This is a genomic window from Bacillus sp. 22446 (genome assembly GCF_052044955.1).
Classification (GTDB): domain Bacteria; phylum Bacillota; class Bacilli; order Bacillales; family Bacillaceae; genus Bacillus; species Bacillus altitudinis.
This window is the reverse complement of sequence record NZ_JBQEOD010000001.1, coordinates 158361-179292: the sequence shown is the minus strand read 5'-3', so window position 1 is coordinate 179292 and position 20932 is coordinate 158361. Positions and strand designations below refer to the sequence as shown.

Annotated in this window: 22 protein-coding genes; 19 read left to right on the top strand and 3 right to left on the bottom strand. The window is 41.4% G+C overall.

What is annotated here, in order from left to right:
• The first annotated feature begins 70 nt into the window (after positions 1-70).
• Both ACTJJD_RS00920 and ypjB read left to right on the top strand, forming a co-directional pair.
• Positions 71-664 carry a DUF1405 domain-containing protein gene (locus tag ACTJJD_RS00920; RefSeq protein WP_148779983.1) on the top strand — a complete coding sequence of 198 codons (594 nt, stop codon included), beginning with the start codon at positions 71-73 and terminating at the stop codon, positions 662-664.
• Positions 665-729: 65 nt separating this feature from the next.
• Positions 730-1536, top strand: coding sequence for a sporulation protein YpjB (ypjB, locus tag ACTJJD_RS00915; RefSeq protein WP_440608028.1), 807 nt, complete (start codon positions 730-732; stop codon positions 1534-1536).
• A gap of 30 nt (positions 1537-1566) precedes the next feature.
• On the opposite strand, the gene ACTJJD_RS00910 is transcribed toward ypjB, so the two are convergent.
• A complete protein-coding gene (locus tag ACTJJD_RS00910) occupies positions 1567-2439 on the bottom strand; it encodes a YitT family protein (protein ID WP_003215598.1) in 873 nt (290 codons plus the stop codon).
• Positions 2440-2576: 137 nt separating this feature from the next.
• Here ACTJJD_RS00910 and ACTJJD_RS00905 point away from each other — a divergent pair, with 137 nt between their 5' ends.
• From ACTJJD_RS00905 to ACTJJD_RS00825, 17 genes are all read left to right on the top strand, one after another.
• On the top strand, positions 2577-2912 hold the full coding sequence (locus ACTJJD_RS00905; protein ID WP_008344575.1) for a nucleotide pyrophosphohydrolase: 336 nt from the start codon (positions 2577-2579) through the stop codon (positions 2910-2912).
• Positions 2913-2917: 5 nt separating this feature from the next.
• On the top strand, positions 2918-3721 hold the full coding sequence (dapB, locus tag ACTJJD_RS00900) for a 4-hydroxy-tetrahydrodipicolinate reductase (protein ID WP_017359745.1): 804 nt from the start codon (positions 2918-2920) through the stop codon (positions 3719-3721).
• Positions 3722-3738: 17 nt separating this feature from the next.
• Positions 3739-4158, top strand: a complete 420-nt coding sequence (gene mgsA, locus ACTJJD_RS00895; RefSeq protein WP_060781143.1) for a methylglyoxal synthase — start codon at positions 3739-3741, stop codon at positions 4156-4158.
• Positions 4145-4849, top strand: a complete 705-nt coding sequence (bshB1, locus tag ACTJJD_RS00890) for a bacillithiol biosynthesis deacetylase BshB1 (RefSeq protein ID WP_057079351.1) — start codon at positions 4145-4147, stop codon at positions 4847-4849. The genes mgsA and bshB1 overlap by 14 nt, the downstream gene beginning before the upstream one ends.
• A 2-nt stretch (positions 4850-4851) precedes the next feature.
• Positions 4852-5997: an N-acetyl-alpha-D-glucosaminyl L-malate synthase BshA gene (gene bshA, locus ACTJJD_RS00885; RefSeq protein WP_041091689.1), complete on the top strand. Its 1146-nt coding sequence runs from the start codon at positions 4852-4854 to the stop codon at positions 5995-5997.
• A complete protein-coding gene (locus tag ACTJJD_RS00880) occupies positions 5990-7192 on the top strand; it encodes a CCA tRNA nucleotidyltransferase (protein ID WP_440608027.1) in 1203 nt (400 codons plus the stop codon). Before bshA ends, ACTJJD_RS00880 begins: the two co-directional genes overlap by 8 nt.
• Positions 7165-8148, top strand: coding sequence for a biotin--[acetyl-CoA-carboxylase] ligase (locus ACTJJD_RS00875; protein ID WP_272753742.1), 984 nt, complete (start codon positions 7165-7167; stop codon positions 8146-8148). The genes ACTJJD_RS00880 and ACTJJD_RS00875 overlap by 28 nt, the downstream gene beginning before the upstream one ends.
• Before the next feature lie 199 nt (positions 8149-8347).
• Positions 8348-9187, top strand: a complete 840-nt coding sequence (panB, locus tag ACTJJD_RS00870) for a 3-methyl-2-oxobutanoate hydroxymethyltransferase (RefSeq protein WP_008344587.1) — start codon at positions 8348-8350, stop codon at positions 9185-9187.
• Positions 9184-10050, top strand: coding sequence for a pantoate--beta-alanine ligase (gene panC / locus ACTJJD_RS00865; RefSeq protein WP_440608026.1), 867 nt, complete (start codon positions 9184-9186; stop codon positions 10048-10050). The genes panB and panC overlap by 4 nt, the downstream gene beginning before the upstream one ends.
• Positions 10043-10426 carry an aspartate 1-decarboxylase gene (gene panD / locus ACTJJD_RS00860; protein WP_017359738.1) on the top strand — a complete coding sequence of 128 codons (384 nt, stop codon included), beginning with the start codon at positions 10043-10045 and terminating at the stop codon, positions 10424-10426. Before panC ends, panD begins: the two co-directional genes overlap by 8 nt.
• Positions 10427-10541: 115 nt before the next feature.
• Complete coding sequence (gene dinG / locus ACTJJD_RS00855) at positions 10542-13334, top strand: ATP-dependent DNA helicase DinG (protein WP_440608025.1); 2793 nt, start codon at positions 10542-10544, stop codon at positions 13332-13334.
• Between the two features lie 132 nt (positions 13335-13466).
• A complete protein-coding gene (locus ACTJJD_RS00850; protein ID WP_008344594.1) occupies positions 13467-13637 on the top strand; it encodes a YpmA family protein in 171 nt (56 codons plus the stop codon).
• A 12-nt stretch (positions 13638-13649) separates the two neighbouring features.
• Positions 13650-14135 (top strand): cell wall elongation/penicillin-binding protein regulator TseB, encoded by a 486-nt coding sequence (gene tseB / locus ACTJJD_RS00845; protein ID WP_035391675.1) that lies wholly within the window; start codon positions 13650-13652, stop codon positions 14133-14135.
• Between the two features lie 116 nt (positions 14136-14251).
• Complete coding sequence (asnS, locus tag ACTJJD_RS00840) at positions 14252-15544, top strand: asparagine--tRNA ligase (RefSeq protein WP_024718525.1); 1293 nt, start codon at positions 14252-14254, stop codon at positions 15542-15544.
• A gap of 97 nt (positions 15545-15641) precedes the next feature.
• Positions 15642-16346: a DnaD domain-containing protein gene (locus tag ACTJJD_RS00835; RefSeq protein ID WP_007500879.1), complete on the top strand. Its 705-nt coding sequence runs from the start codon at positions 15642-15644 to the stop codon at positions 16344-16346.
• 17 nt (positions 16347-16363) lie between these two features.
• Entirely contained in the window at positions 16364-17026 is a 663-nt protein-coding gene (gene nth / locus ACTJJD_RS00830) for an endonuclease III (RefSeq protein WP_008344602.1), read from the top strand.
• Entirely contained in the window at positions 17023-17532 is a 510-nt protein-coding gene (locus tag ACTJJD_RS00825) for a YpoC family protein (RefSeq protein WP_025207533.1), read from the top strand. Before nth ends, ACTJJD_RS00825 begins: the two co-directional genes overlap by 4 nt.
• A gap of 35 nt (positions 17533-17567) precedes the next feature.
• Here ACTJJD_RS00825 and ACTJJD_RS00820 read toward each other — a convergent pair whose 3' ends face one another.
• Both ACTJJD_RS00820 and recU read right to left on the bottom strand, forming a co-directional pair.
• Positions 17568-20252, bottom strand: coding sequence for a PBP1A family penicillin-binding protein (locus ACTJJD_RS00820; RefSeq protein ID WP_242730598.1), 2685 nt, complete (start codon positions 20250-20252; stop codon positions 17568-17570).
• 19 nt (positions 20253-20271) lie between these two features.
• Positions 20272-20907: a Holliday junction resolvase RecU gene (gene recU, locus ACTJJD_RS00815; RefSeq protein WP_057079360.1), complete on the bottom strand. Its 636-nt coding sequence runs from the start codon at positions 20905-20907 to the stop codon at positions 20272-20274.
• Between the last annotated feature and the right edge of the window lie 25 nt (positions 20908-20932).

Here is a 20932-nt window from a genome sequence, read left to right as displayed (position 1 = left end):
CTCAAAAGGAGAAAAAAGCTGGCGCTGTCAGCTTTTTTCTGATTTTAACAGATCGTGAGTGAATAGAAATATGAGATGGATTCAATATTTGCTAGCCACACGCTACATGCTTGTGCTTGTGCTCATTGTCAACTTTCTTGGTACTGTGTACGGCTACTACTGGTATATTCCGCAGCTCGTTGAGACGCCGGCTGTCTTTTTACCTTTTGTACCGGACAGTCCGACGGCAAGCTTTTTCTTTTTATTTGTATTACTAGCCTTTCTAATGAAACGCCATGCTCCTTATTTTGAAGCACTGGCCCTTGTCACCTTGATCAAATATGGATTATGGGCTGTAGGGATGAATCTTTTCGTGCTCGTTTCTGTTGATGATTTTCCGTGGGAAGGATATATGCTAATTGGTTCGCACTTTGCGATGGCGGTACAGGCTGTGTTATTTGCGCCGTATTATCGTTTTCACATGCGTCATTTGGTTGTAGCAGGCATATGGATTTTACATAATGATGTGATTGATTATGTATTTGGAATGATGCCGCGTTATTCTATGCTTTCTGCCTATTCAAATGAGATCGGCTACGTGACGTTTTGGTTAAGTATTGCCGTTCTTCTTGTTTCGTATTATCTTGTCCTCTCGAAAAAATCGGTCAAGCTTGAACTCCCTTAACAATGTTGGTCTAACCTTGTCCTTTTCTTCATACGCTGTATGGAGAAAGGCTAGGAGGGACTTGCATGAAACGAAAGTCAATCGCGATGATTCTATTATTATTTCTCGTCTTGCATCCAGCTGCTGTAAAAGGTGAGGAAACAACAGCTGCTAAAGCGCTGCAAGAATTAACGGAACTATCAGATTCAATCTTTCAATTAACGAGACAAGCTAAATATGATGAGGCATTACAAGTTGCATTGTATGCTGAAAAGACATTTAAAGCTGGGAATTGGCGCGGAACTTTGACGAATACGCAAGTTCGGCAAATTACACTTGGCTATCAAGATATCATTAAAGGACTCCCGCAGGAAGACTTAAATGAGCGCGAAAAACTTCGGTATGCCTCTCAGTTTAGAATGCTTCTCGATGCGATACAATCAAATTCAGAACCTCTTTGGGGATCTCTCGAGAAGCCGATTATGGGGTCTTTTCCGACATTAAAGAAAGAAGTAAAAGATCCAGAATCGACGACGTTCTATGAAACTTGGAATGAGCTGGTTTCATTGTATGATATGATTTATCCGAGCTTAACCATTGATATCTCGCCTGAAAAGCTGCAAACGATTAAGCAGCACATGGAAGTAATTGAACAAGGTGAATTTTTAAAGGCATCGAGTGGGACAAAGCTTGAGCGTCTCACGAAACTCGAAGAAGATTTATCAAGTGTGTTTGCGAACGTTGATCAAGATGAAGCGGATCCATCGCTTTTATGGGTCATTTTAACAACAGGAAGTATGATTTTACTCACTTTAACGTATGTTGGGTTTAGGAAATACCGTGCTGAAAAAGAAAAAAAGCAAAAGAGACAAGCCGATTATCCAAAGTCATAAAAAAAGAAGCACCGTTATCGGGCTTCTTTTTTAGTGGGGATTGAGCGGCTTTTTATGTTCATCTAATGTGAAGCCTTCACCAAGTACGTCATGCACGTCACTCACTGATACAAAGGCATGAGGATCGACGGAAGTTACGACGCTCTTGAGGTGGACAAGCTCATTTTTTGGAACGACGCAGTAAAGGACGTTGCGTTCCTGTTTCGTATAGGAGCCGACACCCTTTAAAATGGTCACTCCGCGCTCCATTTCCTCTGTGATTTTCTTTTGAATGATGTCATCCTTTTCAGAAATAATCATCGCTCCTTTGGCAGCGTATGCGCCTTCTTGCATGAAATCGATGACTTTTGCAGCAACAAATACGGCAACAAGTGTATACATGGCTTCCTTGTAATTTAAATAGGTAAGAGAGATGGTAATGACGCATGCGTCGAAGATAAACATCGTTCTTCCCATTGCGACTTGATAATGTTTGTTGATCAGTCTTGCAATTATGTCCACGCCGCCTGTTGTCCCGCCGAATTTAAAGATGATTCCGAGGCCTGTTCCGATAAACACACCTGCAAAAAGTGCGGCTAAGGCTAAATCATGCTGAAGGGGCATATGTATTTGAAAGCGCTGGAAGATGGCTAGAAAGACAGAAAGACTGACGGTTCCGACAATTGTATATGTAAACATGGTTCTGCCAAGCATTTTCCAGCCGATAAAAAAGATCGGAATGTTTAACACAAGGTTTGAAATAGATGGGTCAATGTGAAATAGAAAATATAAAAGCAGTGTGATACCTGTAAATCCGCCTTCCGCCAAGTTGTTCTGCATATTAAAATGAACAAGGCCGAAAGAAAAAATCGCAGATCCTATTAAAATAAATACGATATTTTTAAGACGAATTTCTTTTAGCAAAAGATCACTCCTTTTTTTGCTTAGACAGCGATAATATTATATGGTATGGAAGAGAAACAAGCAAACTGAGTTTTAAACATTTGTCAAATATTTATGATTTCGCTAACATGTAAGAGATGGATAGGAGGATGAGCTTCATGACGAATGAAAAAACGCTGCGTCACGTGCAGCAAGAAGTCGATGATTACATAGGACAATTTAAAGAAGGCTATTTCAGCCCGCTTGCCATGATGGCCCGTCTGACAGAAGAATTAGGTGAGCTGGCAAGAGAGGTTAACCATTACTATGGAGAAAAGCCGAAAAAAACAACGGAAACAGAGAAAAGCATGGAAGAAGAAATTGGTGATGTGCTGTTTGTGTTAACATGCCTTGCCAATTCACTCAATATATCACTTGAAGAAGCCCATGATCGTGTGATGCATAAATTCAATACAAGAGACAAAGACCGCTGGACGAAAAAAGAAGGGAAGTAGAGAAGATGACGAATCAAACCATCAAAGTTGTAATCGCTGGAGCAAGAGGAAGAATGGGGATAGAGGCTGTCAAGCTGGCAGAAGAAACAAGCCACTTCGAACTAGTAGCAGCACTTGATCACACACATGAGGGGAAAAAGCTATCTGATGTGCTTCATACAACATCTGATGCGCCCATTTATACGGATATTGACGTGTGTCTTTCAGAAACAGCACCGGATGTGTTAATTGATTTGACGACCCCAGAAATCGGGAAAGTACATACAAAAAAAGCCCTTGAACATGGCGTACGTCCAGTCGTAGGCACAACAGGTTTTTCAGAAGACGACCTAAAAGAACTTCAGCAATTAACAGAAGAAAAAGGGATAGGCTGTATTATTGCGCCTAACTTTGCTGTTGGTGCTGTTTTAATGATGAAGTTTGCCAAAATGGCAGCAAATTATTTTCCTGATGTTGAAATCATTGAGCTTCATCATGATAAAAAATTGGACGCTCCGAGTGGTACAGGACTAAAAACGGCTGAAATGATTGCTGAAGTAAGAGAAAGCAAAAAGCAGGGGCACCCTGAAGAAAAAGAACTAATCGAAGGTGCTCGAGGAGCAGATTATGATGGCATCCGCCTTCACAGCGTAAGGCTTCCAGGCATGATTGCTCATCAAGAAGTGCTGTTTGGAATGGACGGACAGACGCTCACGATCCGTCATGATTCTTATAACCGTGCATCCTTTATGTCAGGTGTGAAGCTTTCTGTTGAACAGGTGATGCATATTGATCAACTCGTCTATGGCTTAGAAAATATTATCGACTAATAAGGAGTGGATCCCTGATGAACATTGCTTTAATCGCTCACGATAAGAAAAAAAGTGACATGATTCAATTCGCCATTGCGTATCAAGATCTTTTGGCCGATCATACACTTTATGCAACAGGAACCACAGGTTTAAGAGTGAAAGAAGCGACTGGGCTGCCCATTCATCGTTTCCAATCAGGACCACTTGGAGGAGATCAGCAGATCGGTGCTATGATTGCTGATAATGCAATGGATCTTGTGCTCTTTTTTAGAGACCCTCTCACTGCACAGCCGCATGAACCGGATGTATCTGCACTCATCCGGCTTTGCGATGTGTATGCCATCCCATTAGCAACCAATATGGGGACTGCCGAAATTTTAGTCAGGAATTTAAATAAAGGTACGTTTGATTTTCGAGATGTAGCAAAAAACGGAGGAACGCATGAAACCACTTGATATCCTTGCATTCGGTGCCCATAGCGATGATGTAGAGATCGGTATGGGTGGAACGATTGCAAAATACGTAAAAAAAGGGGCACGTGTTGGGATTTGTGACTTGACTCAGGCTGAATTATCTTCAAATGGAACGGTTGAAAGCCGAAAAGAAGAGGCCAGAGCAGCCGCTGCCATTTTAGGCGTCACGACTCGAATCCAGCTCACGCTGCCAGATAGAGGACTTTATCTGAATGACGAAGCGATGAAAGAAATTGCAGGTGTCATCCGAACATATAAACCAAAACTTATTTTTGCCCCGCACCACCAAGATCGACATCCTGATCATGGTCATGCGGGTTCACTTGTAGAAGAGGCCGCTTTTTCTGCAGGTATACATAAATTTGAAGATTCATACAAGCAGCCAGCGCATAAAATAAGCCAGATGTATTATTACATGATTAACGGCCACCATCGTCCAGATTTTGTGATTGATATTTCAGACGAGATGAAGCAAAAAATTGATAGCTTACATGCGTATAAAAGCCAATTTGTCAAAACAGAGAGTTCAGTGGAGACACCGCTTGTAAATGGTTATATTGATTTTGTCAAAATGAGAGAGTCGATGTATGGAAGGGAAGTCAATAAACCTTTTGCAGAAGGGTTTCTGACAAAGAAGCCACTTTTGATGGACGATGACTTACTTGGGGGGTAATTATGAAAAAATTGAAGATCGGAATCACTTGTTATCCGAGTGTTGGCGGTTCGGGCATTATTGCCACAGAGCTTGGAAAACGTTTAGCTGAAAAAGGGCACGATGTTCATTTCATTACCTCGAGTATTCCGTTTAGACTCAATAAAGTGTATCCGAATATTTATTTTCATGAGGTGGATGTCAATCAATATGCTGTGTTTCAATATCCGCCTTATGACCTTGCACTGGCAAGTAAACTAGCAGAAGTGGCAAAACGAGAGAAGCTTGATATTATTCATGCGCATTATGCGGTCCCTCACGCCGTCTGTGCGTTCTTAGCTAAGCAAATGACTGGACAGTCTGTCAAAGTCGTCACCACACTTCACGGGACGGATATTACGGTTTTAGGCTATGACCCATCTTTAAAGGAAGTCATCCGGTTTGCGATCGAATCATCTGACCGCGTAACGGCTGTATCACATTCATTAGCTGCGCAGACATACGATCTGATTAAACCGAATAAGAAAATTGATACGATCCATAATTTCGTCGATGAGCGTGTATATTTGCGTGAAGATCACGAAGTGCTGAAGACGCATTATGGTCTTCTGCAGGATGAGAAGGTCGTCATCCATGTATCAAATTTCCGTAAAGTGAAGCGGGTGCATGACGTGATCCATGTGTTTAAACAGATTTCTGAACAGGTGAATGCAAAACTGCTACTGATTGGGGACGGACCTGAAAAATCGGTTGTTTGCGAGCTTGTGAAAAAGCTTGGATTAACGGACCGCGTGTTATTTTTAGGAAAGCAAGAGAAAGTGGAGGAGCTCTATTCGATTAGTGATTTGAAGCTGCTGCTTTCTGAGAAAGAGAGTTTTGGTCTTGTACTACTTGAAGCAATGGCATGCGGAGTACCTTGTATAGGAACAGACGTTGGAGGAATTCCAGAGGTGATTGCACATGGAGAGACAGGATTCCTTGTTCCGCTTGGTGATGTAGATGGAGCAGCAAAACATGCCATCTCTATTCTGAAAGACAATGCGCTCCATAAGCAAATATCGATGGCAGCCAAGTCTAGTGTTGAAGCCAATTTCTCTTCTGACAAAATTGTGAGAGAGTATGAAGAGCTTTACTTAGAATTGATCGAAGGTGATGTTGAAAATGAATGAACCATTCACACATGCGATCCCTATTTTACATACACTGCACGAACATGGGTATCAAGCTTATTTTGTCGGTGGTGCGGTGAGAGATGTCCTTTTAGGCAGGGAAATTGGAGATATCGATATTGCGACAGATGCCACACCTGATGTGGTGGAGTCTTTATTTGATAAAACAGTAGATGTCGGCAAAGAGCATGGCACTGTTATTGTTTTACTTGACGGGGTCAGCTATGAGGTCACTACGTTTCGGACTGAATCAGAATATGAAGACTTTCGCCGGCCTAAAGAAGTGGCGTTTATTTCATCATTAAAAGAAGATCTTTTAAGAAGAGATTTAACGATCAATGCAGTAGCCATGGATATCCATGGTGACATCATTGACCATGTAGGCGGCAAGCGGGATATTAAGCGGAGACGAATTCAAACGGTTGGAGATCCTGCGTGCCGCTTTCAAGAAGACGCGCTTCGGATGATGAGAGCGGTGCGGTTTTTAAGCCAGCTCGGGTTTGAGCTTTCTAAAGAGACGGAAGAAGCAATGAAAAAAGATAAACATCTGCTTGCCAACATCTCTGTTGAACGCAAAAAAATCGAAATGGAAAAACTTTTAAAAGGCCGCTACTGTGAGCAAGCCATCAAGGTGCTCATCTCCACCAAATTGTATGAAGAATTGCCCGGCCTCAAAAAGGCTCAGCTGAATGAAACGTTCCAAGCTTTCCCGTATTATTTATTGGATGGGTTAGATGAGGTGTGGGGAGCCTTTATCCATTTACTTGGTCTAGATGAGGCGGAGGCGGTGTCCTTTTTAAAAGAATGGAAGTTATCAACGAAACTTTTAAAAGAAGCCGTTGCCATTAGCAAATATGTTGATTGTGACTGGGATGCGGAAAAAATGTTTGAAGCTGGTGAACATGTCCTGCTTTCTAGTATGAAAATCACGCAGCTCAAACATGAGCGTCGCATTTTCTTTGATGAGCTGGAGGCGGCGAAACGTTCATATGATGCGCTACCGATTAAACAGCTTCAAGACCTTGCAGTGTCAGGAAAAGATTTGATGGCCTTTCGGCAAAAGCCAGCTGGTAAATGGATTGCAGAAGAGCTTGCTTCTGTGAAAAAAGCCGTTTTGCAAAACCAGCTTGAAAACCGAAAAGAAGCCATAGAGGAGTGGCTCATAGCGTGCGATCAGCGATTAGAAAACGATTAATTGAACTATTTACAGCATCTGAGCAAGATTTTGTCTCAAGCCAGCAAATATGTGATGAGCTTGGCTGCTCCCGAACGGCAGTATGGAAGCATATAGAGGATTTGCGAAAAGAGGGATATGAGGTCGAAGCGGTCAGAAGAAAAGGATACCGGCTGCTTCGTAAACCGGACAAAATTAGTGAAGACGAAATTCTGTTTGGTTTGGAAACAGAGCTGTTTGGTAGGCATATTTATTTTCAAGAAGAAGTCGCCTCAACTCAGCTCATTGCCCATGACCTCGTCAATAAAGGAGCCCCGCACGGCTCGCTTGTTGTCAGCGATCATCAGACAAACGGAAAAGGACGCCTTCAAAGAACGTGGCACTCACCAAATGGGACAGGCATTTGGATGAGTTTGATTCTCCGGCCGGAAATACCGCTGCACAAAGCGCCGCAAATGACGCTTTTAGCATCTGTCGCCATCGCTGAAGCCATAGCGCAGCAAACGGGTCTCAGTCCATCGATCAAATGGCCAAACGATATTTTGCTAAACGGAAAAAAGGTCGTTGGTATTTTGACTGAATTAAAAGCAGAAGCTGACCAAGTTCACGCAGTCATTATTGGCCCAGGCATTAACGTGAATCAGACGGCAAATGATTTTCCTGAAGAATTAAAGGATGTTGCGACGAGTTTGCAAATGGAGCTGGGTGAAAAGGTAGACAGAGCGGCACTGATTCAAACCATCATGTCCACCTTTGAAAAAAGGTATGATGAATATATGACATATGGTTTTGCTCCGATCAAACAATTATGGGAATCGTATGCGATGACCATTGGAAAACGTATCATCGCACGCACCGTCAATGGACAATATGCTGGAACGGCGCTTGGGATTAATGATGAAGGCGTTCTCTTACTCGAAACGGAGGGCAGAATCCAAAACATCTACTCCGCTGACATTGAGATCAAGTCAACTTAAGTGGAACACCCGGCACATTTTTGATATACTTCGTGTGGGCAGTATCTGAAAAAGAACTGTACCTGTTAGGAAGAAAAATTCGATAAATTTCTGCCTTGATCCTAAGGGACTTGGACAGAGGGATGATTCGTCTGCACATGAGAGAGAAAAGCGTGTGAGATCAGACAAGCCATCTCCTCTCCAGAATGAGGAGGAACAAATGAAGACAAAGTTAGATTTTTTCAAAATGAAAGAACAAAACGAACCTATCGTGATGCTGACAGCATACGACTATCCAGCTGCAAAGCAAGCGGAAAAAGCGGAAGTCGACATGATCTTAGTTGGTGACTCACTTGGGATGGTTGTCCTTGGACTTGATTCCACAGTGCAAGTGACGATGGATGATATGATTCATCACACAAAAGCAGTCAAAAGAGGCGCAAAAGACACATTTGTTGTGACGGATATGCCATTTATGTCTTATCATTATTCATTAGAAGAAACGATGAAAAATGCAGCACGCATTATGCAAGAAAGCGGTGCTGATGCCTTAAAGCTTGAAGGTGGAGACGGAGTATTTGAATCCATTCAAGCACTTACAAGAGGCGGCATTCCTGTTGTAAGCCATTTAGGGCTCACCCCTCAATCAGTCGGTGTCCTTGGCGGCTATAAAGTGCAAGGAAAAGACAAAGAGAGTGCACAGAAATTGATTGAAGATAGTCTGAAATGTGAGGAAGCAGGCGCCATCGCTCTTGTGTTAGAGTGTGTACCTGGTGAACTGACAAAACGGATTACTGACATGCTAAAGATTCCTGTGATCGGAATTGGGGCAGGGGCTGAAGCAGATGGACAAGTTCTTGTTTACCATGATGTGGTAGGGTACGGCGTGTCTAGAACACCTAAATTTGTGAAACAATACGCGCAAATCGATGCTGTATTAGAAGAAGCGCTCATACAATATACAAAAGAAGTAAAAGCACGCACATTCCCAGAGGATGCTCATACCTTTCATATGAAAGAAGAAGTCCTTGATGGTTTATATGGGGGGATCAAGGAATGAAGGTTGTCTCCCATATTCATGAACTAAAAGACATGATCAAGCAGCATCAAAAGAAGCAGCATTCCATTGGATTTGTCCCTACAATGGGTTTCCTCCATGAAGGACATCTTACGCTTGCAAAAGAAGCAAGAGATCAAAATGACATTGTGGTGATGAGCATCTTTGTTAATCCATTGCAATTTGGACCGAATGAAGACTTTGAATCCTATCCAAGAGATATGGAAAGAGACCAGCATCTTGCTGAAGAAGCTGGAGTAGATATATTATTTACACCTGAAGTGAAGGAAATGTACAAAGATGAGCCGTCGATTACGATGACTGTTCAAAAGCGTACAGACGTCTTATGCGGGAAGAAACGCCCAGGACACTTCGACGGCGTTGTCACGGTACTGACAAAGCTGTTTCACCTTGTCGCACCAACCAATGTATACTTTGGTCTAAAGGATGCGCAGCAAGTCGCTGTTATCGATGCGATGATCAAGGATTTCTTTTTTGATCTTCGCCTTGTGTCTGTTCCTACTGTTCGAGAAGAAGACGGTTTAGCGAAAAGTTCAAGAAACGTGTATTTGTCTGAAACAGAAAGGCAAGAAGCACCTGCTTTATACCGGGCATTAAAAAAAGGACAGACAGCTGTAGAAAATGGTGAACATGATGTAAATCGTATTTATCAATTAGTGGAAGAGGAGATTCTTCAAACGAGTGGGGAAATCGATTATATTGACATTTACTCCTACCCAGAGCTTGAACCCCTTCAGCACTTAACGGGCCAAGTCATCATTGCCATTGCTGTGAAGTTCTCCCGGGCAAGACTGATTGATAATGTGATTTTCCATGTTCCTGAAAGCGGTGAAAAACATGTATAGAACTTTTATGACCTCGAAACTTCATAAAGCGACAGTGACTGAAGCAAACTTACACTATGTAGGTAGTATTACCATCGACGAAGATTTGCTTGATGCGGCAGGCATGATGGCAAATGAGAAAGTGCAAATTGTCAATAATCACAATGGTGCTAGACTTGAAACATATATCATCCCTGGAGAAAGAAAGAGCGGTGTCATTTGTTTAAATGGTGCGGCAGCAAGATTAGTTCAGCCAGGAGATGAAGTCATTATTATCGCTTATGGGATGTTGTCAGAGGAAGAAGCGAAATCGCACACACCTAAAGTGGTCGTGTTAAATAAACAAAATCAAATTGAACAAATGATTGGGCAAGAGCCTGCGAGAACGATTTTATAACGCACGCTAACATGTAAACAGAACAGTTTCATCAAAAGGAAGCTGTTCTGTTTCAGCTATATTGCCCAGAGTGTGTTTCACTATGAGTGGAACGAGGAATTGAGGTGTCCATTTTATGACCGATCAAAGGTTTGTTGTCGTTGATATTGAAACCACCGGGAATTCACCAAAAAAAGGTGATAAAATCATTCAAATTGCTGCGGTGGTCATTGAAAATGGACAAATTGTCGAACGGTATTCAAAATATGTGAACCCAGGGAAAACGATTCCTGGATTTATTGAACAGCTGACAGGTATTAAACAGCACATGGTTGATGACGCGGTGTTTTTTGAGGACATTGCCCAAGAGGTGTATGATCTCATACAGGGCGCTTATTTTGTTGCGCACAATGTTCATTTTGATTTGAACTTTTTAAACGATGAACTAAAAGCATGCGGGAAAAATGAGCTGGATGTGCTAGCGATTGATACGGTTGAAATTTCTAGAATTCTTTATCCTGAGCTTGAAGGTTATAAGTTAACTGAATTAAGCGAAGAGCTCATGCTTCCACATGACCACCCGCACAGGGCGGATAGTGATGCGGAAGTTACTGCTATGTTATTTTTAACCTTATTACATCAATTAAGGAATACACCGCCAAATGTGTTAAAACAGCTGCGCAGATTATCCTCTTATCTTCTAAGTGATATAGGACTTTTAATTAAGCAGCTTGAAACCAATCACACGAGTCAGGATGATTCGCTTGTAGAAGTAGGATCTTTTGCTGTGAAAGATGTGACCAATCCTATCACTGAATCGACATATGCAGTAGGCGGTGACGACGAGCAACTGTTTGAAGAGATAAAAGAGAAGCTTCCTCAAACATTAGAAGGCTATGAAGTAAGAGAAGGCCAGCTCACGATGATGAACAAAGTAAGAGATGCGTTCAATGAAAGAGCTTATGCGTTAATTGAAGCGGCGCCAGGAATCGGGAAAACACTCGCTTATCTTATACCAGCTGCTTTAGAAGCAAAGAAATCAGGAAAACCTGTCATTATCAGTACATATTCTATTTTACTGCAGCAGCAAATGCTTCAGCGCGATGTTCCGCTACTCAAGCAATTGCTCCCATTTGAGCCAGCCGCCTGTGTGTTTAAAGGGCGTGCACATTATATTTGTTTAGATAAGTTTGAGCATGTCCTGCATGAGGAAGATGATAACTATGATGTTGTCTTAACAAAAGCGCAAATTTTAATGTGGCTTCTTGTCACTGAAACAGGTGATTTGTCTGAACTGAATTTACCGTCAGGAGCTGCAAATATAAAAGACCGTATCTCTTGTGTGCACATGCCATTTACATCGAAAAAACGCCGTTTTAAAGAACATTGTTTTTATGAACGGGCTAAACGAAAGGCTCAAACAGCTGATTTAATTTTGACGAATCACCGTCTGCTTTTATCTCAAACAGAAGGAGCTTCTATCTTTCAGCATGCAGATGTCTATGTGATTGATGAGGCCCACCAATTTGAAAAAACAGCCAATGAAACGCTAGGTGACAGTGCGTCTTATATCCAGCTTCATGCGAAATTAACCCAGCTTGGCTCTTTGCATGGCGGGCTGCTTAAGAAATTGAAAAAGAGATTTCATGGGGCAGGTTTATCAACTGACACCTTTATTGAAATGGACGAGTATCTTCAGCAGCTTCAGATGGAAAGTGACGCATTTTTTAGTACCGTTCATTCTTTTGTCAAAAGGACAAAACCAAAAGCGGACATCAATCGTCTCATTCATAGAGTCCGTCATCATTCAAAACATGCTCAGTGGGTCCGAATTAAAGAATCAGCGAGTAAGCTTTGTTCGTTATTGATTGCTTGTGAGAAACTGTATGAGCAGCAAAAAAATGAGTTGCTTCACAAAAGTGATCAGTTCATAGAACACTTTGCATTTGAAGCAGAAGAATACGATCAAGTGATGTCGTTTATGCAGACATTCTGCAGTACGCTGTACCGGTTTATCTTTGAACCAAACAATGATGAAACCGTTTGGATTGAGATTGATGCAAAGGGTGCCAAGAATGCTGTCTTTATGCACGCGCAGCCGCTAGATACAGGGGAGTTGCTAGCTGATCGGTTCTTCATGAACAAAAAAAGCGTTGTCCTCACATCAGGGACGCTTACCATCAATCAACGCTTTGATTATTGCTTGGAACGTTTTGGCCTGCAAGATTTTTACCCACACCTTGTCCAAATTGATTCACCTTTTGAACTTGAAAAACAGCTTAAGGTCGTTGTACCTGCTGACATGCCGCCGATCACAAACCGTGATGAACGCGAATATGTGAAGCAAGCTGCAAAATATATTAAGATCATGGAAAAGCAGGATCAAGCGAAAATATTGGTGTTATTTAATTCACATGAGATGTTAAAAGCAGTGTATGAAGAGCTGAAATCAGAAGGTATGCAATCGGCATTGTTTGCTCAAGGTTTGACAGGCGGGAGCCCTGTAAAATTGACAAAAATGTTCAAATTGGCTAAGCAGGCCATCTTGCTAGGAACAGGGAGTTTCTGGGAAGGTGTGGATTTTCCTGGCTCAGAGCTAACGACCGTCATTATGGCAAGGCTTCCTTTCCGACCACCCGATTCACCGCTCATTGAAGCAAAATGTGAAGCGGCAAAAAAACAGGGGAAGAATCCCTTTAAAGCCGTCGCTCTCCCGGAAGCTGTGTTAACTTTTAAGCAAGGAGCAGGCCGCTTGCTGCGCTCGGAAAAAGACATCGGAACATTGCTGATTTTAGACCGCCGAGTGAAAACCGCTTCGTATGGAAAACTATTTTTAGAATCACTTCATCATGCGCCAGTTCACGAGATGTCCAAAGAGTCGCTTGAGGCGTATATAGAAAAGCTTAACAACGAAAAGCCGCTGTCATAAGCGGCCTTTCACTGGTGTGGGTTTGGAGTTAATTTATCGTAACGGCTTTTTATGTTCCGTTGTAAAAATAGTATCGGTTCTCACATTGAAAAGTATGACTAACAATATTTACGTACCGAGGAGGAATTAGAAGTGGAAAGTAAAATAGAGGTACTTTCAACTGTTCAAATTAAGCATTCAGAAGACCTATACAAAATCGTCGATTTGCTGAACAGAACGCTTAAAAGGGAAGATCTTATGTTTGGATTAGCATTAGATCAAGAAGATCAAAATCAAGCGATATTTACCATATATCGCACATAGGGGAAGCTTGACATGAAAAAAATAGTTTGGATTATTTCATCCGTTGCTGCGCTCGTTTTACTCATTGGCATCATTAGCTTTTCGTGGATTTATCAAATTGCCATGGGACAAAAAGAAGAAGGTCATGAGGCAGCGATTGAACGAGCAAAAAAGCAAGCATCAATAGAACAAGTAGAGCAAGTGGATACCTTTGTTGGGAAAGAAAAGCAATTTATTGTGGAAGGTAAAAACAAACAAAACGAAGCGATCTATGTGTGGGTACCTGCCAGCAAAAAAGAAAAAGTCATTGCTAAAAAAGCAAAAGAAGGCATTACTTCAAACCAAGCAGTACAAGCCGTTCAAAAGGAGAACACCATTTCTAAGCTAAAAAATGTTCAATTAGCACGAGAAGGTGACGTCCTCCTTTGGGAAGTAACGTACTTAAATGAGAACAACCAATATAGTTTCAGCTATGTTGATTTTACGACAGGACGAGTGGAAAAAAATTTAACACCGTAGTTTCTTCTGTCTTGCGTTGACCATGCTGATTTAGAACGGTTATAATAAAATGTATGAAAAAAGAATCACACCTATTTAACAAGGTGAGTTTCTTTCTGGCTTTGGAGGGAAATATGTTGAAAACAACTATTAATCAAGTGTTCAAACACGTCGATGAAGAAGTAACAATCGGCGCATGGATTGCCAATAAACGTTCAAGCGGGAAAATTGCATTCTTGCAGCTTCGCGACGGGACAGGCTTTATTCAAGGAGTCGTTGTAAAAGCAGAGGTGGAAGAGGAAGTCTTTAAGCTTGCGAAATCAGTGACACAAGAGACATCGGTCTATGTCACAGGACAAGTAACAAAAGACGAACGTTCACCACTTGGTTTTGAATTACAAGTGAAATCCATTGAAGTGATTCACGAAGCAACAGATTACCCAATTACACCAAAAGAACATGGAACAGAATTCTTAATGGATCACCGTCATTTATGGCTGCGTTCTAAAAAACAGCATGCCATTATGAAAATCCGTAATGAAATTATTCGTGCTACATATGAGTTTTTCCATCAAGAAGGCTTCGTGAAAGTGGATCCGCCAATCTTAACAGGAAGTGCTCCTGAAGGAACAACAGAGCTGTTTGCTACTAAATATTTTGATGAAGATGCGTACCTTTCTCAAAGTGGACAGCTTTACATGGAAGCTGCTGCGATGGCACTCGGAAAAGTATTCTCATTCGGTCCAACATTTAGAGCAGAAAAATCGAAAACAAAACGTCATTTAATCGAGTTCTGGATGATCGAGCCTGAGATGGCATTTGTTGAATTTAATGAAAACCTTGAGTACCAAGAAAATTATGTGTCTCACGTTGTTCAAAGTGTACTTGAAAATTGTAAAGTAGAACTGCACACACTTGGCCGTGATACAGCAAAATTAGAAAACATCAAAGCACCATTCCCGCGCATCACATATGATGAAGCGATTAAATTCTTGCAGGATAAAGGATTTGATGACATTGAATGGGGAGATGACTTCGGTGCGCCGCATGAAACAGCGATCGCCGAAAGCTATGATAAACCAGTCTTTATCACTCATTACCCAACCTCATTAAAACCATTTTATATGCAGCCTGCACCAGACCGTGATGATGTCGTCCTTTGTGCAGATTTAATTGCGCCAGAAGGCTATGGAGAGATTATCGGTGGTTCTGAACGTGTTCATGATTTAGATCTGCTTGAAGCAAGACTAAAAGAACATGGGTTAGATCAAGAAACGTACAAATGGTACACAGAATTAAGACAGTATGGTTCTGTACCACATTCAGGTTTTGGTCTTGGACTTGAACGAACAGTTGCTTGGATTAGCGGAGCGCCGCATGTGCGTGAAACAATTCCATTCCCAAGATTATTAAACCGTTTATATCCTTAAGACGTGAAAGCCTCCAACATATGGAGGCTTTTTCAAACGTCTTAAGGACAGCACGTATGAGAAAACGTGATATACTGAAAGTGAAGAGGTGTATCCGATGAAAAGGCAGCAATTTATAGATATGCAGAAAATGGGTTCGACCAGTTTGCCTAATTTGCTGATTGCCCATTATGAGCAATTAGGACTGAATGAATCACAAATGATGGTCATGTTAAAGATTAAAATGAATGAAGAACAAGGCGTCTTTTTTCAGACATTTGAAGAGCTTTCACATGGTATGACCATTTCGGCCGAAGAATGTGCTTATATGGTGCAGTATTTGATTCAAAAAGGGTTTATTTCGATCCAGCCGTTTGAAGACAGGTCTGGTATTCAGCATGACCGGTACTCGGTAGAACCCTTATGGGGTGTGCTGTATGACTTTTTAGAAGCAAAACAGGCGAAAGACCTGCAAAAGAATCATGTGCAGGCTGAAAAATCTTTATATGCGCTATTTGAAGATGAGTTTGGCAGACCACTTTCTCCTCTTGAAGGGGAAACACTCTCGATCTGGATGGACCAAGACCATCATGATGCTGAGATGATTCGTCTTGCTCTAAGAGAAGCCGTTTTATCAGGAAAATTAAATTTTCGCTATATCGATCGAATATTGTTTGAGTGGAAAAAGAAAGGGCTGAAAACAGCGGAAGAAGCGAAAGAGCATAGCCAGCATTTCCGTTCGCAGCAAAAAGCCCCACCTTCAAAAGAAGAAACATCTTCATATAAAAGACAAGTTCCTTTTTATAATTGGCTGGAACAATAACCAATAAAGGAGAAGGCATGTTATCAAAAAAACAAATCAATGAATGTTTAGATATTATAGGAGATATGTTTCCAGAGGCTGAGTGTGAGCTTGTTCATTCCAATCCATTTGAACTAGTGATTGCTGTCGCACTTTCAGCGCAATGTACAGATGTTCTAGTGAACAAAGTGACCAAACATCTATTTCAAAAATATAAAACACCAGAAGACTATTTAAGTGTGCCGCTTGAAGAGTTGCAGCAGGATATTCGTTCGATCGGTCTTTATCGTAATAAGGCAAAAAACATTCAAAAATTAAGCCAAATGCTGATTGAAGATTATGGCGGTGAAGTGCCAAGAGATCGAGATGAGCTAATCAAGCTCCCAGGGGTTGGGCGGAAAACAGCAAATGTCGTTGTGTCTGTCGCTTTTGGAATTCCCGCCATTGCAGTAGATACACATGTTGAGCGTGTCAGCAAACGACTTGGGATTTGCCGCTGGAAGGATTCTGTTCTTGAGGTAGAGCAAACCTTAATGAAGAAGGTGCCAAAAGAGGATTGGTCCGTGACCCATCATCGTCTCATCTTTTTTGGTAGATATCACTGTAAGGCGCAGCGGCCACAGTGTGAATCTTGTCCACTTCTTGATATGTGTAGAGAAGGGCAGAAGAGGCTGAAAAAAGGGCTGGTGAAGCTGGCATGAGCGGAGCAGCTGTTTTCACCTCATATGTCGAAAAGCTAAAAGAGAAAAAGGTAGAGGTAAGCGGCGAAAAGAAGGATATATTAAGAAACAATCCACTCGCATTTGATCTATCTTCAGAACCTTTACTAGATGAGCAACCGTGGCAGAAAACGGAAGAATTTGTTCCTTTGATGTTTGATCTGTGGAATGAATTAAAAGACAACATGCTTCCTCGCTTTCAAACGAGAAAATCTCGGTGTGAAGAGGATGATATGCTGCAAGGCATTGTCAGTATGATTGCAATGTTTTACTGGATCAAAGGAGAGAAGCTTCAAACCATTGATTGGGAGGAAATCAAACAACAGACGTTTCCAGTAGCCCCCATTAACTGGACAGAACGATTAGAGTTTATTTTGCTTAAACCTACCCAATATCATTGCTTTATTCAATTGGACGAGTTATACACAGAGCTCAAAAAGCAGTATGGAAAATACGAAGCACTCAGAAAGCTTAAACAAAATCGTTAAAAAAGCACTTGCCACATAGGGCAAGTGCTTTTTTGTTATTCGTCTTCTTTGCGAGAAGTAGAATTTGACTGAGTATTTGAGCTTTGAGAATTGGCTTTCTCGTCGTCTTTCTTTTTATCTTTATTGGCATCGCTCTGTGAGTTGCTGTTTCCATTTGTACTGTCTGAGCCATCACTTGAACCACCATTGCCGTTTTCGGTATTTCCGCCTTGATCTTTTTTATCATCAGGCTTCTGCTCATCAGTGCCACCTTGGTTTTGATTATCATCAGTTTGATCTGTCTGCTCATCATCAGGTTGCTGTGGCTCTTCTTCTTTGTTCTCATCATCTGCTTTTTCTTCCTCTTCTTCGTCATCTTTAATGGTGAGGAAGGTAGAAGCCGCTTTACTTGTGACATCGTCTACAGTCGCTGTCACTTGGAATTTATAGGTGGATCCTGGCTTCACATCAGAGATGACGGCTTCTTTAGAAGAGCTGTTTTGAATGTCTTTATAGCCGCCATCATCGACCGCTTGCTTTACATTAAATGTTGCATCTGCATCGTCATCATAACCCCAAGTGAGTGTAATCGATTTTTTCTCTTCATCATACACCGCTTTTAAGTCAGATGGTTTGTCAGCTTCTTTCTTTTCATATGTGTCAGAAACTTTTGTTGGGACAGTTCCTTTGACGAAGTATTCCGTTGTCTTCTTATCACTTGGTGTGTTTGGTCCAGCTAACTTCGCTGGATCTGATCCTTTTTCAACCGTTGCTTCAACGACACTATCTGGTTTTTCAAATGAGCCGCTTCCATCATCAATTTGAGAAATTAATTTCTGGAAGACAACTTTGGCAACACGTTGTTCATAATCCGTAAGCCACATTTTGCCGTCCGCATCTTTTGAGTTGCCGATTCCAGTCCACACAGCTGCTGTGTATTGCGGCGTGTAACCGACAAACCATGAATCTTTCGCACCGCCAGAAGGGATGTTGTATTTATTAATATCATCTTGTGTAAAGTTGGTTGTACCTGTTTTACCAGCTACTTGAACATTCGGTACTTGTGCGAGTGTACCTGTTCCAGATTGTACAGCAGTTTTCAGCATATCTGTGATCATAAATGCAGTGTAATCACTCATGGCTGCTTTTGAGTCTGGCGTTAAGTCAAGCTTCGTTCCGTCATTAAATTCAACAGACGTTACAGCATGCGGTTCATTATAGTATCCGTTGTTACCGAATGCACTAAATGCACCAGCCATTTTAAGAGAAGAGACACCTTCGTCAAATCCGCCGATTGAGTAAGACTCAGGAATGTCAGAAGGTAAGTCCAAACCTAAGTTATTGGCGAATTGAACAGCATTATCTGTACCAGCTTCTTGGAAAGCTTTTAAAGCAGGGATGTTTCGTGATTGTGCCAAAGCACTTCTCATCGACATTTTCCCTAAGTGTCTTCTGTCAAAGTTGTTAATTGGTGTACCGTTAGAGTACGTATAAGGCGCATCATCAATTTGCTGATATGTTGACCATTTTTTGTTTTCAATTACAGGACCGTAATCTAAAATTGGTTTGATTGTAGATCCCGGCTGGCGTTTTGCATCAGTGGCATAGTTAAAGCCGCCGGCTGGTACATCACGACCACCGCCAATGGCACGAATTTCACCATTTTTTGTATCTAGCAGGGTGACTCCAGCTTGCATACCTTTCGTAAATCCGGCTGAATCCCCATTGATGATGTCATCCAGATGATCCTGTGCTTTTCGATCAAGAGAAGTATAGATTTTTAATCCATCTGTTGATACATCTACTTTGGCTTTTTTCTGTACTTCTTCCATGACTTCTTCAATATAAGCAGAGTACTTACTTGAGTTTTGACTCTTATATTTATCAGCTGAAACAACTGTTTTGCTGACAGGTGTTGCTTTTGCTTCCTCATAATCTTTTTCTGAAATATAGCCTTGTTTTTTCATTAGGCCTAAAACGATATTACGACGTTTTTCCGCTGCCTCTGGATGTTTCACTGGGTTATAGGCAGAAGGACTTTGCGGCATACCTGCAAGTGTGGCAGCCTGTGCAACAGTTAGTTTATTTAAATCTGTCACTCCGAAAAATTGTTCAGCCGCTTTCCCAACACCATAAGCATAAGGAGAGAAGAAAATACGGTTTAAATACATTTCTAAAATTTCATCTTTAGAGTATTTTTGCTCAAGCTGAATCGAGAGCCACACTTCCTGTACTTTACGTTTTAACGTCTTTTGATTGTTAAGCAGGGAGTTCTTCACAACCTGCTGTGTAATCGTACTTCCACCTTCTGCTCCAAAACCGTCCTCGACGTTTGCGACAAGAGCACCGCCAATACGGATAGGATCAATCCCGTGGTGTTTATAAAAACGTGCATCTTCAGTTGCAATAAACGCATCTTTTACCACGTCGGGTATATCTTTAATCGAGACATACGTTCTTTTTTCCGCCCCGACTTCTGCAAAGACTTTTTTGTCTTTATCGTAAAGTTTTGAAGAATACGGCGTTTTTAGCTTGCTATCATCAATAGAAGGAGCGCTTGATGCAAAAACGGCAAAAGTTGTGATTCCGGCTACTAAACAAAGAAGACCGATCACGAGTAAAGATAAAAATATTTTTTTAAATAGACCTGCTTTCTTTTTGCCTTTTTTGTTCTTTTGCTTCTTATTGTTTTCTTGACTTGCTTTACGTCGCTGTTCACGACTTGTAAATTGATCAGACATCACATCTCAACCTTTCGTGTTAAACCTTTTTCGAACGTAAATGTTGCTTGCTGTCATCCGAAAAATGAAGTGTCTCCACTACTTTAATATAATCAATTCTTGGCGAATATCCAAGTGTCATGAGGTGACCTGCTTCCATTAATTCATCTTTGCTAATGGATTTTCGGCCGTTTTGCTGCTGCCGCTCCCAAAAGAAGAAGAGGTCAGTAGCGGACAAATAATAAACGGAACCAAATGCGGATATAATAACAAAACAAATACCGCCTTGCTTTTCAACCTGTTTCATATGCTCAATTTGATGGTCGTGGAAATTTTTGAGTGGAAACGAGGTGGTGCTTTTGGTTTCCTTTGCTTCAAAATCGATATAACGCCCTTTGTATACCCCGTTGTAGTCTGTTGTGGAGGATTGTTTAAAATAGGCTTCTTTAATGACAGCAGCGCTTCTTTTTGGATAATCCACATTGACAATTTGAACAGGGGTAGGCTTTTTATGAATGACTGCGATCCCGTTGACCAAATAGTACTGGTTCGTTTCATTTAAGTCAGCTTCAAGCATCATCCCGCGGTTACTATAAGATGATTCGCCGCTGATTCTTTTTTTTGTCCCAATTTGTTGAATGGGCTGATACGATTTTCCGTTAGGATACCGAATCATCAAGTTTCAGCCTCCTTTTAATGCA